Source organism: Dyella sp. (genome assembly GCF_035685805.1).
In the GTDB taxonomy this organism is placed as follows: Bacteria; Pseudomonadota; Gammaproteobacteria; order Xanthomonadales; family Rhodanobacteraceae; genus Dyella_A.
This window is the reverse complement of record NZ_DASSAB010000036.1, coordinates 16,266-31,597: the sequence shown is the minus strand read 5'-3', so window position 1 is coordinate 31,597 and position 15,332 is coordinate 16,266. Positions and strand designations below refer to the sequence as shown.

Sequence of the window (15,332 nt, the reverse complement as noted above, 5' to 3'; positions counted from 1 at the left end):
TGAGGAGGCAGCGCATACACCATCGCCCGATTTCGCTTCAGGGCGCGGGCGCCGCCGCGCAATGAAACCTCCAACGCCGTCATTCCCGCGAAAGGGGGGATCCATGTTGCCTTTGCATCATTGCAGGGTGGATGACCGGCATCCGCCGTTGAGAGGCGCCTCCCGCTTTCGCGGGAATGACGGCGAGGTGGCGTGAGCATGCTGCGCATACGTCCGGATACGGATGATTCAACAACGTCTGGAACGCGGACATTTGGAACGCGGTGCCAGCCACTCCTTGCGCGCGACCGAAAAACGCGGGCGCGCGCGGCGACTGCGTGGACGCACCGCGCTCATCTCACGGCTCCACCACGGTGACTTTCACCGGCTCGGCCTTGCCGATGCCGCGCAGGGCCGGGCGGTACATGTCTTCCACCAGCGGTGGCGGCACGGCGTAGATGCCCGGCGTCACGGCGCGCACGAGGTAGAACACGTGGGCCGCGTCGCCACGCTCGAGCTTCAGTGCGGCGGCGTAGCGGTCGTCGCGATATTCCTCGTGCACCACGTTGGCGGCGGAATCGTGCTGGTCCATGTCGATGCCGTCGATGACCACGCCGGACCACTGCTGGGCGCCGGAGAGATTGAGGTTCTCGACCTCCAGCCCGCCCGGCAGCAGGTCGGTGACCAGCGCGTCGGGGATGTCCATGCGCGCCTCGATGGTGAGCTCGGCGATGAGCGTCTCGCCCTCCTTCAGCGTGCCGCCTTCCCACGGCTTGCCGTCAGTGGTGAACCAGCTGCGGCGTACGTCGATCTGGCTGTCGTCGGCGGGCGGTGCCTGCTGGGTGACGCCGGCGACGTCGAGCGTGGCGAAGATGGTCGCGCTGCCGGTGGACTGCAGGCTCACCCCGGACTTCAGCTCGGCGGCAGTGAGGTCGCGGCTCCACACGCGGCGATCGGGCGAGGCCTCCGTCTTGCCGCCCACGCTCAGTGTGGCGGCTAGCGGCGCGGCCTCCGCCGCGCCGAACGCCTTGGCGACGCGGGCGATCGCGGCTTGCTCCTGCGTGCTGAGGTACGACCACGACCAGCGGTACAGCGCGTCCTGCTTCTGGCGCTCGCGCACGTGGCTGTCCACGTTGCGCGCCCAGTCGATCAGCTTGGCGTCGTACTCGGGCTTGTTGAGGCCGTAGGTGTGGGTGAGCGCCACCATCAGCGCGAGGTCGCGCAGGTCCGAGCCGTAGTCGCCCACGTACCACGGGCGCTCCTTGTCCCAGGCGAAGGCCTCGGCAATGGCCTTCTGCGCGCGCTCGTTGTCGCCCATCAGCTTGAACGCCACGCCCAGGTGCACCAGCGGCAGCGGCGCCACCACTTTGCTGCGCTCGTTGTCGAAGATCGCGCGCAGCGTGCCCAGCGGCGCGCGGTTGACGCGGGCGAGCACGAAGCCGGAATACGCCTCGTCGGCCAGCCGCATGTGGTCGTGGTGCTCGTAGCTGTAATACGCGTGGCCGCCGCCCAGCAGATCGTCGCTGAGGCGCTGCAGCGATTTCTGCAGCACGTCCTGCGGCACGGCGAAGCCGGCGTCGCGCGCGTCGAGCAGGAAGTCGACCACGTACGGCGTGGTGAAGGTGACGATGGGGCTGGTGCCGCCCCAGAAACTGAAGTGGCCGTTGCTCGCCTGGAACGAGGCGATGCGATCCATCGCGCTGTCCACGGCGGCCTTGCGCACCGCATCGTCCATCGGCGTCACGCCCAGCGCCTTGGCCGTGGCGGTGTCCATGATCAGCGCGGCGTAGCCCTTGCTGGTGGTCTGCTCGATGCAGCCGTAGGGATAGCGCAGCATGTCGCGCAGCGCAGCGCCGTACGGCAACGGCGGCAGCGTGCTCAGGCTCAGGCGCGCCCGCACGGTGTCGGGGATGAGCCCGGCCAGCAGTTCGCTGCCGATGCTCAGTGCCTTGCCCGCCTCCAGCGCCAGCGGCTGGTTGCGCAGCACCTCCGGCCAGGCCGGGCGCACGGCGAACTCGAAGTGGCGGTCGACCTGGTAGTCGTTGAGCTGGGCGTGGATGTCGACGCCCGCCACCGCCGCCCCGGCACCGGCGGTCACCGGCAAGGTCAGCGTGGTACCGCCGCCGTCCTTGAGCGCGATGGCCTGCTCGCCGTGCTCAATGCGGATGGGGCCGGTGCCGGTGACGCGCACCTTGGCCGTGCCGTCCTTGCCGGAGAGGTTCTTCAGATCCAGGCTGATCACCGCCTTGTCTCCGCCGGCCATCACGCGCGGCGTGCTCGGCTCCACCACCAGCGGCGCGCGCACGGTGACCGCGCCATCGGCGTTGCCGAAGCGGCTGTCGGTATAGGCCAGCGCGCTAACCCGCAGGCTGCCGTTGAAGTCCGGAACAGCCAGGTGCACCTGCGCGTTGCCCTGCGCGTCGAAGGCGACCGGGCCGGCGAACAGGTCGACGATCTGCACCTTCGGGTTGATCCGCGCGGCCTTGGGCAGCGCATCGCCGCTCATGTCGCCGCCGTAGCGCAGGCGCGCGGTATCGCCGTCCATCGCCTCGATGAGGCGGCTGTAGAGGTCATAGGCCTCGGTGGCCAGCGCACGCTTGGCGAACATCCACGACCAGGCATCAGGCACGGCGTAGTCGGTGATGTTGATCACGCCCTGGTCCACCGCCGACACCGTCACGTAGGCCTGCTTGCCCGCCAGCCCGGTCGCCTGCACGGTGACATCCAGCGGGTTGCCCGGGCGCATCAGCGCGGGCGCCTTCAGGGTGAGCGGGATGCGGCGGCCGCTGCGATCCATCGCCACGTATTCCACGCCCATCGCGCGTGCCGGCGTGGTGTGTTCCACCGCCTCGCCGCCACGGAACACCAGCGCCACCACGTACACGTCGTGGCGCTCCCAGTCCTTGGTGACCGGAATCGAGAACGTGGCGCCGGCCTTGGCGTCGATGTTCCTGGTGTAGAGCAGATGGTCGGACTCGACCAGCAGCACGCCGGGACCGTCGTGCGGCGGGGTGACGGTCACCTTCATGGTGTCGCCGGCGCGGTAGCGCGCCTTGTCCAGCGCCAGCTTCACCTTGTCCGGGCGCGCTTCCTTGCCGAGGTTCTCGTCGTCCCAGCTGTAGCCGGCGAAGAACGGGAACACCGTGGTGAGCTTGGTAGCCGCGTCGTACACCTCGACGCGGTAACTGCCCCACTCCACCGGGAACTCGACCCGGGTGTTGGTAGTGGCGCTGACGTCGACGTCCTTCTCGTCGATCAGCTGCAGGCGCTGGTTGGCGTCGGATTTCCAGCCGCCGTCACGCTCGTACAGCCAGTAGAAATCGCGCAGCTCGCGCTGCAGGCGCACCTTGAGGTGACTGCCGGCGACGCGCTTGCCATCGGCGCCCACGCGCACGATCTCGAAGCCGACCGGGCTCTCGCTCTCCGCGCCCTGCTTGGGATCGAACTCCGGCCGCACGCCGACCAGCGCGTCGGCCGGCCAGTAGGTGCGCTTGAGCAGGCGCGTCACCGCGCGACCGCCGCTCTCGTACACGCTGCCGGACAGCGTCACCGCCAGTGGGGCCACCGGCTTGACGTCATCGGGCAGCGGCACGTCCTGGGCGAGCTGGCCCTGCGCGTCGAGCGTGGCGTCGATCACGTCGTCGGCGGACTTGGGCAGATCGACCGTGGGGTCGCCGAAGAAGGTGTCCTTCATGGCGTCCACCGGATGCACCTCCGGCGCCACCAGCAGCTTGGCGGTGAAGCGGTTGCCGTCGGCCGGCGCACCGTAGAGATAGCTCGAGGCTACCTTCAGCTGCAGCGGCTCATTCGGCGCCAGGCGCGGCTGCGGACTGTCCAGCGTCACCTTCAGCCGTTCGGGCAGGAACTCCTCGACGTGGAAGGGAAACGCCTGCACCGAGGCCTTGCTGGCCGGGTCGAGGCGGAACTCCAGCTGCCACAGGCCGGTGGGCGCATCGGCCGGAATCGCCTCGCTGAGTTCGAAGTAGTTGAGCTGCTTGGGCTCCAGCCGGGTGTCCTGCAAGGTGCGGCCATCGGGCTGGCGCACGCGCACGAACAGCGACTGGGCCTTCATCGGCTGACCGTCGGCATCGCGCAGCAGCGCCGAGGCGCGCAGCGTCTCGCCGGGGCGATACAGGTCACGGCCGGACCACGCGTACACCTCGAACGGCGCCTGCTTGCGCCCCGTGATGTCGAAGTTGGACACGTCCAGCGCCGGCCGGTTGAACGGCAGCACCGAGATGTCCTTGCCGTGGCGCGCCACCAGCACGTCCGAATCGCGAACCTTGTAGGCGATCAGCGCGTTGCCGGCATCGTCGGTGGTGGCCTTGAGCGTGGGGTTGCCGGCCTCGTCGCGGATCTCCACGGCGACCCCGCCCACCGGCGCGCCGTCGCGCAGCGAGGCCACGTGCAGCAGCACGTTGTCGCGGTATACGCGCAGGTGCAGGCCGAGATCACTGACGAAGAAGGTCGCCGTGTCGTAGCCGCCCTTGAACGTGCCGGCGGCCTTGACCACCGCCATGTACACGCCGGGTTCGGCCAGCTCGCGGATGTTCTGCACCGGCAGGTAGGTCACGGTGCGCTCGTTCGGCCCGCCCTTGAGCGCGTAGTGGTTGGCATAGACCGAGTCGGCCATGTCCGTGAGCGCGCGCTTGCTGCGGCTGCCGTTCGGGCCGCAGGCATCGTAGGTATAGGGGTCGTGGTCCAGCTCGTAGCTGTCGCGGTGGCCGTTGCGCGGGTAGGAGCAGAACAGGTCCGACAGCGCGTCCTCGTGCACGCGAAAGAATTCCACGTCGGCGTCGTGCACGTTCACCGAGACCAGCGGCAGGCCGCGTGTGCCGCGCGCCGGCAGCACACTGCCGTGCGAGGCGAAGCCCACGGCGCCGGGCAGATTGCCTGAGTAGATGTCGCGCTTCACCGCATGGCCGAGCGTGCGGCCGTCCGCGGCAAGCAGACCGGGCTTGATCGCCACGGCGTAGCGCGTGTTCGGCGCCACGTAGGGAAAGCTCAGCGTGGTGCCGTCGTCGCTCAGGCCCCAGCTGCCGCTCACCGGCTCGCCGGAGGGACCGGTGACCGCAAGCACGTCGTCGAAGGCCTGCGCAGAGGCCAGTTTGGCGTTGAACACCAGCTCCAGCTGGGTGCGGTCGTTGCGCACCGAGGAGCTTCCCGACATCAGCATGAAGCCGGCCTTGTCGCCGGCCCGGGCAGTGGTCGAGGAACCGGCCGGTGCGCCCTGCAGTGCGGGCTTGTCACCCTCGCTGCGCCCACAGGCGGCGAGCAGCACCAGGCAAACCATCGGGACAAGCAGCGGCCGCAGCCACCGGACTGGCCGGCGCCGCGAATTCGACAGACGTGACATGAGAACCTCTCCCTGGATATGGCAACAGTATGGCGGCCATTCGTGGCGGCCGGATGGCGGCCGCGGGGCGCGCTGCGCCGGAAATTCTGACATGACCGGGAACGCTCGCATCGATCCGCGTCGATCCGGAACGCCGCCGCTCGTCGTCAGCGAAACCCTCCTGGAGAAACGCACCGATGCCCGCCCTGCCCCAGCTCTATGCCCACCCGTTCTCCTCGTACTGCCAGAAGGTGCTGGTGGCCCTCTACGAAAACGGCACGCCGTTCGAGCTACGCACGCTGGAAGACCCGCAGGCGCAGGCCGAGCTGGCCGCGCGGTGGCCGATCAAGCGCTTTCCGGTGCTGGTCGACGGCGAGCGCACGATCCTTGAGGCGACCTGCATCATCGAACACCTGGACCGGCACTACCCCGGCGCCACCCGCTTCCTGCCGGACGACGCGGACGCCGTGCTGGAAGTGCGCATGCTCGACCGCTTCTTCGACAACTACATCTCCACGCCGCAGCAGAAGGTGGTGCTCGACCGCATCCGGCCCGAAGACCAGCGCGACCGCTACGGCGTCACCGAGGCCCGCGCCATGCTCGACACCGCCTACGCGTGGCTGGATCAACGCATGGCCGGGCGCACCTGGGCGGTCGGCGAGCGCTTCAGCCTGGCCGACTGCGGAGCCGCGCCGTTCCTGTTCTATGCGGACTGGACGCACCCCATCGACGCCACCTTTGCCAACGTGCACGCCTACCGGCGGCGCCTGCTGGCGCGGCCGTCGTTCGCCCGCGCGGTGGATGAGGCGCGCCCTTATCGCCACTACTTCCCGCTGGGTGCGCCCGACCGCGATTGAGCGGCGCGATCAGCGGCCGTGGCGGCCGCTGGGTGCAACCTGCCCCGGCGCGGGTGGTGGCGCCTCGCGCACCGAGCGCTCGTGGCTCCAGGGCTCGCGCCAGGTCGGAAGGTCGTGGCGACGATCGCGCGAGCTGCGGTAGTTCAACCCGTCCGCCCTCACCAGCGCCAGGCGATGCCCGTCTTCGTTCTGCCAGAACCATCGCCCTGAAGGCACCGGCGCGCTGGACAGATAAATGAAGCGCGTATCGTAGCTGCCATCGGCGCGTGCGGTGGCCTGAAGGCCGAGCTTCATCACGAACTGGCTGGACCTCGGCTTGCCATGGTCGGTTGCAGGGCCGGTGATCAGTTGATCCACCGTCTGCCGCAACAGACGGGTAAATGCGGGGGTGAGTTCCACGGCCGGAGACAGATCGGTCACCTTGCCATGGGCGTCGACCCTTACCAACACCGGCAGTACGTGCTCGCGGAAATGGGTCAGCGACATCGAGTCGGCGCCGGCGGCAGCGCTGGCAAGGGCCAGCGTGGCGGTTGCAACAAGGGTGGTCAGCGATTTCATGGCGGAATCCTCCGGGTCATGTCATGCGCGGCGGGCGCAGACCCATTAAGCGCCGATGGCCGCGGGACCGCAACGCGGTGCCCGCGCATCAGCCACTCGCCGGGGCAAACGGCATCGCCAGGTACGCATGGTCCAGCGCCATTCCCCACGCGACCAGCGCCGCAGACAGGCCACACATCACGAGAAGCCCGATGCGCCGGGCGCGCGCCAGGTCACAGGGACGCCCGGCGCGACGGCGCATGTAGACGACGGCGCCGGCCGCCAGCTCGACCCCGGCCCAGAACACCACGAACGGCCACACCATGAGGCCTACGTAGGCGGGAACGATCCAGCCGGACGACGTCTCGCGCTGCAGCCACCAGGGCACCAGAAACAGCAGCACCGCCGCCCCTGCCAGCACGCCGGCGCGCCAGCCCTGCCGATATACGGCGTCATCGGCTCCTGCCTTGGACTCCTGCTGCGGTGTCGATGCCGGATCGGTCACGCGCTGCCCTGCCTGATTGGAATGAAGCGCGAGCGTAGCGGGCCCGCCGCGGGGCCGGCAACGCCTGCGCCAGCGATTGCGACGGATGACGCAACAGACCGTCCTCTCGCGTGAGGTTTTTCCATCGCCGGGGGCTTCCTATCGTGGCCGTTGTCGCCGCCCGGGCGCACATCAGGAATCGTCACCATGCTTCGTCGCACTACTCTGGTCTTCGCACTGCTCGCGTGCTTCGGCGCCACCACCGCCATCGCAGCCACTGCGCCTGCGCCGCTCACGCTGCAGGTCTACAACCCCGGCGCCAGGTCGATGTTTCCGGTGTCCTCCGAGATCATCAGCGGTGCGCACGACGCCGTGCTGATCGACGCGCAGTTCCAGCGCAACGACGCCCAGGCGCTGGTGGAGGCCATCCGTGCCAGCGGCAAGACCCTCACCACCGTCTACATCAGCCACAGCGATCCGGACTATTACTTCGGGCTGGACGTCATCCACGCGGCCTTCCCCGACGCACGCATTGTCGCCACCGCCCCGACCGTCGCGGCGATGAAGTCGCTGATGCAACGCAAGCTCGAGTTCTGGGGTCCGCAGTTGAAGGACAACAAGCCGCAGGCGCTGGTGTTGCCGCAGGTGCTCCAGGGCGACCATCTCACACTGGAAGGCCATCGCCTGCAGATCAAGGGTCTGGACGGCCCCACGCCCGCGCGCAGCTACGTTTGGATTCCCTCGCTGAAGACCGTGCTCGGCGGGGCGGTGGTGTTCAGCGGCTCGCACGTGTGGGTCGCCGACACGCCGACCGCCGCGTCGCGCCAGCAGTGGCAGGCCACGCTCAAGACCATCGAGGCGCTCAAGCCGGTGCGCGTGGTGCCCGGGCATTACCTGGGCCTGGCGCCGGCCGGGCTCGCCGCCGTGCGTTTCAATGCGGACTACCTCACCACGTTCGATGCCCAGGCCGTCAAGGCAGGCACTGCGGAGGCGCTGGTCGCCGCCATGGAAACGGCCTACCCCGACCTGCCCGAGCGCGGCTGGCTGGAGCTGGGCGCCAGGGTGGTCAAGGGCGACATGGCCTGGCCGCAGTAAGGCCGCGGTACCGCAGCACCCGCTCAGTGCGCGGTGCTGCCGGGTACCGGCGCCGTCAGGCTGCGATGGATCTGCGGCAGCATCATCGCTGCCGCCGAGCCATACCAGCGGTGGTACTCGGCCACCATCTCGCCGTGGGCGATCACCGGGTCGGTCGCCACCAGCGCCATGGCCTGGTCGACCGACTCCACGGCGAACAGGAACAGCCCGCGCCAGTCGCCGCCCGCATCGTCGAACGGCCCCGCCGTAACCAGCTTGCCCGCGTCGGCCAGACGCTGGATGTTGGCGAAGTGCCCGGCAAACATCGCATCGCGCGCCTTCCCTTCGGGCACGTGCTTCGGCCCGGTTTTCAGGATCACCAGCACGTAGGGCCGCATGCCGCGCGCATCCGCGCCCAGGCGGTTGGCCAACGCCGCGTCGTACGGCGCCGGCGTGGATTCGCCCGCGCGCGAGACGCCGGCAAGCGTGAGCGCGCCGCATGCGATGGCAAGACACAGCAGACCTTTCATGGCGCACTCTCCGCAGCAATGGTGGCCACAGGCTACGCCGGATGCCGGATGGCCGGCGCCGGTAGCACGCCGCCAAGGGCCGCACTAACCTGCCCGCTCCCTCCTCGCCGGCAGCCACCGCGCATGACCGACACCGCCACCGTCTATCGCGGCCGCAGCGCCGCACGTCCCCCGATCGACCGCGAGCCGCCGGTGAAACACATTGCGGTGGTCGGGGGCGGCACCGCCGGCTGGATGACGGCGCTGCTGCTGGCGCATTCCGGCTACGGCGAGCGGCTCAAAGTCACCGTGCTGGAGTCGCCGCAGGTGGGCATCATCGGCGTGGGCGAGGGTTCCACGCCGTGGCTGCGCGGGTTCTTCGAGGAGCTGGGCATCGAGGAATCCGAATGGATGCCCGCCTGCCACGCCACCTACAAGAGCGGCATCCGCTTCGACGGCTGGTCCACGCGGCCGGGGCATGAAAGCTATTTCCACGCCTTCGCCTCGATGCTCGACAACCTCACCATGACCCAGTTCGTCGACCACGTGCATCGGCGGCTGGACGGCGAGGACGTGGATGCCCATCCGGACCGCTACTTCCTCGCCACCCGGCTGGCTCGCGAGTGCCGTGCGCCGCGGCCGCGGCGCGAATTCCCGTTCGACGTCTGGTACGGCTACCACTTCGACTCGGTGCTGCTGGGCACGTTCCTGCAGCGCAAGGCGGTAGAGCGCGGCATCCGGCATCTGCCGCGCCACGTGGTGGCGGTGGAGCGCGACGCGCGGGGCGACATTGCCGCGCTGCAACTGGAAGGCGGCGACACGCTGGCCGCGGATTTCTTCGTCGACTGCACGGGCTTCGCCGGCCTGCTGATCGAGCAGACCCTGCAAACGCCCTACGTCTCCTACGCCGATGCATTGTTCAACGACGCCGCGGTGGCGATGCCCACGCCGCTGGACGGGCCGATCATGTCGCAGACGATCTCCGCCGCCATGCGCCACGGCTGGGCGTGGACCATTCCGCTCACCCAGCGCTACGGCAACGGCTACGTCTACAGCACGGCGCACTGCACGCCCGAGCAGGCCGAGACGGAACTGCGAACCCACCTGGGCCTGCTCGACGCCGACGTGCCGGCGAAGCACCTGCGCATGCGCACCGGCCGCGTGGAGCGGCACTGGCATCGCAACTGTCTGGCGGTGGGGCTGGCCCAGGGCTTCATCGAGCCGCTGGAAGCCACCGCGCTGATGCTGGTGCAGCGCACCGCCAGCCTGTTCGTGGACGCGCTGGAAAAGGGCGACCTCGGCGCGTCGACGCAGGCCACCCTCAACGCGGCGGTGAACGCGCAGTTCGACGGCACCCGCGACTACATCGTGGCGCACTACAAGACCAACACCCGCACCGACACCGACTACTGGCGCGCCAACGCCGCCAACACGCATCTGTCCGAACCGCTCACCCGCCTGCTCAAGACCTGGCTGGCGCGCCGGCCGCTGGTGGGCGGCATCCAGCAGAGCACATTCGGACAGGGCTACCCGGTGATGTCGTGGTACAGCCTGCTGGCCGGCATGGGACTGTTCCCTCACGACAGCGAACTTCGCCCGCCCGGCCAGCCACCGCACAGCGTGGCGGCCATCGACAACCTGATCCAGCGCAGCGCGCTCAACTTCCCCGACCACCGCGAGCTGCTCGACGCGATCCCGCCGCGGCCGCGGGAGGAATCGCTGCAGGTCTATTTCTGGTGAGGGTCCCATCGACGCCCGCCACGCGTTCGGCACCGATAAAGCTGTAACCGCTAACCTCGTTGCCGGTATCGAAAGGACCTCACCGTGAACCGCGACGAGCAACGGCTCAATCATCAACTGGATCGCCTGGAGCGGGCGCTGCCGGCACGGCTGCATCGCGTGCTGCTGTGGCTGCGTGCGCCCGGCGCGGCCTGGCTGCGCATTCCGCTGGGGCTGATGCTGGTGGTCGGCGGCCTGCTCAGCGTGCTACCCGTGCTGGGCCTGTGGATGCTGCCGCTGGGCCTGCTGCTGCTGGCACAGGATCTGCCGTTCCTGCGGCGCCCGGTGCGTCGTGGACTGATCTGGGCGGAACGCCGCTGGATCCGCTGGGTCCGCTGGAAGCGCCGGCGCTGAGCGCGGAGCGCGGAGCGCCGAGCCCGCGACGCCTAACCGGCTGGTGCCCGCTGCACCACCCGATCGATGTACTTCAGCTCGTCCAGTGACTTCGGCTCGTCCGGCACCAGCTTCAGGCAGCCGCGATACGCGGCGCGCGCCTCGTCGTAGCGGTGCAGCTCGACCAGGTCGTAGCCCTTGCCGCGCAGTGCCTTGCAGGTGACGTCGGCCACCGCCTTCTCGTCGGTGGTCAGGCTGGCGAAGGCCTCGGCGGTTTCGTAGTGCCCCAGCGATTCCTGCCAGGCCGACTTGCGCTGGTAGGCGAAGCCGATCTCGATGTTGTACTGCGCGTCGAACGGAGCCAGCGCGAGCGCTTTGTCCAGAGCGACGATGGCGTCGTCGTAGCGCGCCATCTCGTTGTAGGCGTAACCGCGTCCCCAGTACGCCATCGCCCAGGCCGGGCCGATCACCATGGTCGCCACCCCGGGCCTGGTTCTGGCGGCCGTGGTCGAGTAAAGCAGGGCGTCGGCCATCCCCCGCGCGCTGAAGATCACCTGCGGGCTGCCGCGGTACTGCGCTTCGTAGCGGCGCGCCACTTCATCGAACGGGCCATCAATGGCCGCCATGATCTGTCCGTGCTGGATCATCCGCACGCCTTCCACCACGCGCTGCACATCGGCCGCCTCGCGCGCCGCCTCTTCGGGAGACGGCTGGACGATCCGCACCTCGTGGCGTGGCTGCGTCACCGGCGCGCTGGCGCAGCCATGCAGCATCCATAGCCCACCCAGCAGCACCGTCTTTCTGGACATCCTCATCCCGTCGTTCTCCCGATGCGCCGGCTCCGCCGCGGTGCCGGGCCCCGTCCGCGGTATGCCAGCGCGGCGGCGCATCCGCAAGCCCCGGCGAGCGACCGTGCCCGCGGATTGCCCGCCGTCACGGCAACGCCTACTCTCGACGCTCTGTCTACGAGGGGAGTCGACCCATGCGATCGCTGCGCGTTCTCACGCTGTCTGCCGTCATCACCGCCGCCCTGCTGGCCGGCTGCTCCAAGGAGCAGGCCGCACCGCCAGGCGACGCGGCGACTCCCGCGCCAGCCGCCACCGCGGCGGCGCACGACGCCGACAAGACCGCCGCGCTGGGCACGGCGGTCGATGGTTTCATCCAGGGCATGTTCGAGCACAACCCGGTGTTCGCCGCCAACGCCGGCAAGCACGAGTACGACGGCAAGTTGCCCGACTACAGTCCCGAAGGGCTCAAGGCAACGGCCGACTGGCTGCACGCCCAGCACGACGCATTCGCGGCCTTCGGCGACGACGCTCTCGATGCGCAAGGGCGTTTCCAGCGCGACTACGTGCTGGCCGTGATCGAGGGCCAGCTGTTCTGGCTGGAGCAGTCGGGCTTCCCGTATTCCAACCCGGCCTTCTACACCGGCGACCTCTCGCCGAGCATGTACCTGACCCGCCCGTACGCCCCTTTGGCCGACCGCATGGCGGCTTTCGTCACCTACGAGGAAGCGCTGCCGAAGGCGCTGGCCCAGGTGAAGGCCAACCTCAAGACGCCGCTGCCGGCCTCGTACCTCACCCTGGGCATCAACTCGTTCGGCGGCTTTGCAGCGTTCTTCAAGAACGACGTACCCGGGATCTTCGCCAGCGTGAAAGACCCGGCCCTGCAGGCGCGGTTCGATAAAGCCAATGCCGCGGCGATCAAGGCCTCGCAGGAGCTGGCCGACTGGCTGAAGGCGCAGCAGCCAAAGGCGACGCAGGATTACGCGCTGGGCGCGGACAAGTTCGCCGCCATGCTCCACGCCACCGAGCGCGTGGACGTGCCGCTGGACCAGCTCAAGGCGATTGGCGAGGCCGACCTGCAACGCAACCTCGACGCGCTGAAGGCCGCCTGCGACCAGTTCGCCCCCGGCAAATCGCTGGCCGACTGCGTGGCCAAGGAAGCGGCCGACAAGCCCGAAGGCGGCGCGGTGGAGGGTGCGCGCAAGCAGCTCGCCTCGTTGCGCCAGTTCGTGGCGGACAAGAACCTGGTCACCATCCCCGGCACCGAGCAGGCCAAGGTGGAGGAAGCCCCGCCGTTCAACCGCTGGAACTTCGCCTACATCGAGATTCCCGGGCCGTACGAGAAGAACCTGCCCTCGGTGTACTACATCGCCCCGCCGGACCCGAACTGGAGCAAGGCCGACCAGGCCGCGTACGTGCCCGGCAAGGCGGCGCTGGAATTTGTCTCTTCGCATGAGGTGTGGCCGGGCCACTTCCTGCAGTTCCTACACGCCAACCGGGCGCAGTGGATGTTCGGGCGCCTGTTCGTTGGCTATGCCTTTGCCGAAGGCTGGGCGCACTACGCCGAGGAGATGATGTTCGACCAGGGCGTGGATGGCGCCACCCCCGAAGTGCACATCGGCCAGCTCACCAATGCCCTGCTGCGCGACGTGCGCTACCTGTCCGCGATCGGCCTGCACACCGGCGGTATGACCATGGCGCAGTCCGAGCAGATGTTCAAAGACAAGGCCTTCCAGGACCCCGGCAGCGCGCGCCAGCAGGCCGCCCGCGGCACCTACGACCCGGCCTATCTCAACTACACGCTGGGCAAGCTGATGATCATGCAGTTGCGCCAGGACTGGGTCGCCAAGCATCCCGGTGCCGACGCGCTGAAGGCCTTCCACGACCAGTTCCTCAGCTACGGCGGCCCGCCGATCCCGCTGGTGCGTGCGCAGATGCTGGGCGGCCCGGTGGAGGCGAAGCTGCGGACTCAGCCCGCCGCGGCGGCCAGCACCGCCGCGCACTGATCCGGCCGACGCTGCACGTGATGCGAGGGGCGCCTCCTGCCGGGGCGCCCCTCGTCTTTTTGCGGGCAGCAACGAGTCTGGCCGTATCCGAGGCCCCTGTCAGCACTCCGCCTGCCCGGCTGCCGCGCGTTGCGCGAAATGCCGCGCTAGGCTGGCGCCGTCGACGACCAGCAGGGGGTTCAGGCGACATGATCGACACGATCCAGCACGGCACACCGGTACAACTGTGGCAGGCACTGGTACACGAAGCGGGCCAGCGCGCGGGACATCCGCTCGATGAAACGCGCGAGAGCTATCTGGTCTTCGTGCTGCTGCGCTTCCAGCGCGACGCGCACCTGCTCGCCCACACCCACGGCGTCGACTGGCTGGATGCGCTCGAACTGGTCGGCGCCGCCCGCGGTGATGCCCTGCGCGACGTGGGCGACCGGTGCCTGCTCGTCGCGGGACTGTTTCCCGACGTTGCCGAACGCCGCCGCGTGAGCGTGGGCTACTACATCGACATCGGCCGCGCCGCCTACCAGGGCGTGGCCGACGCCGGGCGGCGCGCCACCGCCACGCTTTACGACCAGCTCGCCGCCAGCTATCGCGAACTGGTGCACACGCTGGCAGCTGTACGTCGGCTCGGCTCGCCGAGGTCCCTGCGGTAGACCCGGCTGTCGCTTGACGACATCCCGCGGGAAACTGGCGGGATCCTTCGCATCCGCGGCGGCGAGCGGGAGATGCCAAGCCGTGCGGTAACATGCCGGCCCCTTCCGGATCACCACCGGCCGGCCCACGGCTGCGGAGCTTTTTCTTGGCGCATTACACCGGCCCCCTGCTGACCCGCGATACCGGCACGGCGCTGCTCGGCGCCGTCGCTCGTGGCGACGCCGCGTGGCGGGGCTCGCTGGATCTGGGCCGCTCCACCGACGAGGCCCTGCTCCAGGCCGACGGGTGGCTGTGGCGCGGCCGGCACTACGCCTACCCGGGCAAGCTCAAGGAGCGCACGATCTACTGGTGGGACGGCGAGGAATTCGCCCCCGCGTCGCGTTTTTCCGGCTCGCTGATCAAGCTGGTGCCCACCGAATGGGGCGCACCGACCTTCGAGATCGACGGCATCAAGATGCTGCCCACGGCGCAGGCGTCACCGTTCGAGGATGCGCGCCGCAAGGTGGCGCTGATCGAGCCGCGGGGGAAGTGGGTGCTCGACACCTGCGGCGGGCTCGGTTACTTCGCCGCCTGCTGCCTGGAAGCCGGCGCGGCATGTATCGAGTCGTTCGAGAAGAACGGCGACGTGCTGTGGCTGCGCACACTCAACCCGTGGTCGCCGGATCCGCAAGCGCCGGAGCACGGCGGTCGCCTGCGCCTTGCCCACGCCGATGTGTCCGAGGCGATCGGGCAACTCGGCGATGCGTCGGTGGACGCCTTGCTGCATGATCCGCCGCGCTTCGGCATCGCCGGCGAGCTTTACTCGCAGGCCTTTTACGACCAGCTGGCCCGCGTGCTGCGTCCCGGCGGGCGGCTGTTCCACTACACCGGCAGCCCGAACAAGCTCACCAGCGGCCGCGATGTGCCGCGCGAGGTGGCAAAGCGGTTGGCCAAGGCGGGCTTTGCTGCGGAACTGGCGCTGGACGGCGTGTTCGGTACGAGGCGCAACACGGCGCGTCGATAGTCA

Annotated in this window: 12 protein-coding genes; 7 read left to right on the top strand and 5 right to left on the bottom strand. The window is 69.1% G+C overall.

All coding sequences use genetic code 11. The annotated features are described in order from the left end of the window. Positions 1 to 337 precede the first annotated feature (337 nt). The gene (locus VFG40_RS09570; protein WP_525931240.1) at positions 338 to 5,272 is read right to left on the bottom strand and encodes an alpha-2-macroglobulin family protein; all 4,935 of its coding nucleotides are present in this window, start codon (positions 5,270 to 5,272) and stop codon (positions 338 to 340) included. Between the two features lie 239 nt (positions 5,273 to 5,511). On the opposite strand from VFG40_RS09570, the gene VFG40_RS09565 reads away from it, so the two are divergent. Further along, the gene (locus tag VFG40_RS09565) at positions 5,512 to 6,171 is read left to right on the top strand and encodes a glutathione S-transferase family protein (protein WP_324897122.1); all 660 of its coding nucleotides are present in this window, start codon (positions 5,512 to 5,514) and stop codon (positions 6,169 to 6,171) included. A 9-nt stretch (positions 6,172 to 6,180) separates the two neighbouring features. On the opposite strand, the gene VFG40_RS09560 is transcribed toward VFG40_RS09565, so the two are convergent. Then, on the bottom strand, positions 6,181 to 6,729 hold the full coding sequence (locus tag VFG40_RS09560) for a hypothetical protein (RefSeq protein ID WP_324897121.1): 549 nt from the start codon (positions 6,727 to 6,729) through the stop codon (positions 6,181 to 6,183). Positions 6,730 to 6,817: 88 nt separating this feature from the next. After that, the gene (locus tag VFG40_RS09555) at positions 6,818 to 7,213 is read right to left on the bottom strand and encodes a hypothetical protein (RefSeq protein WP_324897120.1); all 396 of its coding nucleotides are present in this window, start codon (positions 7,211 to 7,213) and stop codon (positions 6,818 to 6,820) included. 186 nt (positions 7,214 to 7,399) lie between these two features. On the opposite strand from VFG40_RS09555, the gene VFG40_RS09550 reads away from it, so the two are divergent. Then, positions 7,400 to 8,287, top strand: coding sequence for an MBL fold metallo-hydrolase (locus VFG40_RS09550; RefSeq protein ID WP_324897119.1), 888 nt, complete (start codon positions 7,400 to 7,402; stop codon positions 8,285 to 8,287). Between the two features lie 23 nt (positions 8,288 to 8,310). On the opposite strand, the gene VFG40_RS09545 is transcribed toward VFG40_RS09550, so the two are convergent. Then, the gene (locus VFG40_RS09545) at positions 8,311 to 8,796 is read right to left on the bottom strand and encodes a YciI family protein (protein ID WP_324897118.1); all 486 of its coding nucleotides are present in this window, start codon (positions 8,794 to 8,796) and stop codon (positions 8,311 to 8,313) included. A 123-nt stretch (positions 8,797 to 8,919) separates the two neighbouring features. Here VFG40_RS09545 and VFG40_RS09540 point away from each other — a divergent pair, with 123 nt between their 5' ends. Together VFG40_RS09540 and VFG40_RS09535 are read left to right on the top strand one after the other, a co-directional pair. Further along, positions 8,920 to 10,515 carry a tryptophan halogenase family protein gene (locus tag VFG40_RS09540; protein ID WP_324897117.1) on the top strand — a complete coding sequence of 532 codons (1,596 nt, stop codon included), beginning with the start codon at positions 8,920 to 8,922 and terminating at the stop codon, positions 10,513 to 10,515. 84 nt (positions 10,516 to 10,599) lie between these two features. Then, positions 10,600 to 10,908, top strand: a complete 309-nt coding sequence (locus tag VFG40_RS09535; protein WP_324897116.1) for a hypothetical protein — start codon at positions 10,600 to 10,602, stop codon at positions 10,906 to 10,908. 32 nt (positions 10,909 to 10,940) lie between these two features. Here VFG40_RS09535 and VFG40_RS09530 read toward each other — a convergent pair whose 3' ends face one another. After that, complete coding sequence (locus tag VFG40_RS09530; protein ID WP_324897115.1) at positions 10,941 to 11,702, bottom strand: tetratricopeptide repeat protein; 762 nt, start codon at positions 11,700 to 11,702, stop codon at positions 10,941 to 10,943. A 167-nt stretch (positions 11,703 to 11,869) separates the two neighbouring features. Between VFG40_RS09530 and VFG40_RS09525 the strand changes: the two genes are divergently transcribed. The 3 genes from VFG40_RS09525 to VFG40_RS09515 all read left to right on the top strand — a co-directional run bounded on the left by VFG40_RS09525 (position 11,870) and on the right by VFG40_RS09515 (position 15,329). Further along, positions 11,870 to 13,678 (top strand): DUF885 domain-containing protein, encoded by a 1,809-nt coding sequence (locus VFG40_RS09525; protein WP_324897114.1) that lies wholly within the window; start codon positions 11,870 to 11,872, stop codon positions 13,676 to 13,678. A gap of 188 nt (positions 13,679 to 13,866) precedes the next feature. Continuing rightward, positions 13,867 to 14,325 (top strand): hypothetical protein, encoded by a 459-nt coding sequence (locus VFG40_RS09520; protein WP_324897113.1) that lies wholly within the window; start codon positions 13,867 to 13,869, stop codon positions 14,323 to 14,325. 92 nt (positions 14,326 to 14,417) lie between these two features. After that, positions 14,418 to 15,329 carry a class I SAM-dependent methyltransferase gene (locus VFG40_RS09515; RefSeq protein ID WP_324897112.1) on the top strand — a complete coding sequence of 304 codons (912 nt, stop codon included), beginning with the start codon at positions 14,418 to 14,420 and terminating at the stop codon, positions 15,327 to 15,329. Positions 15,330 to 15,332: the final 3 nt, after the last annotated feature.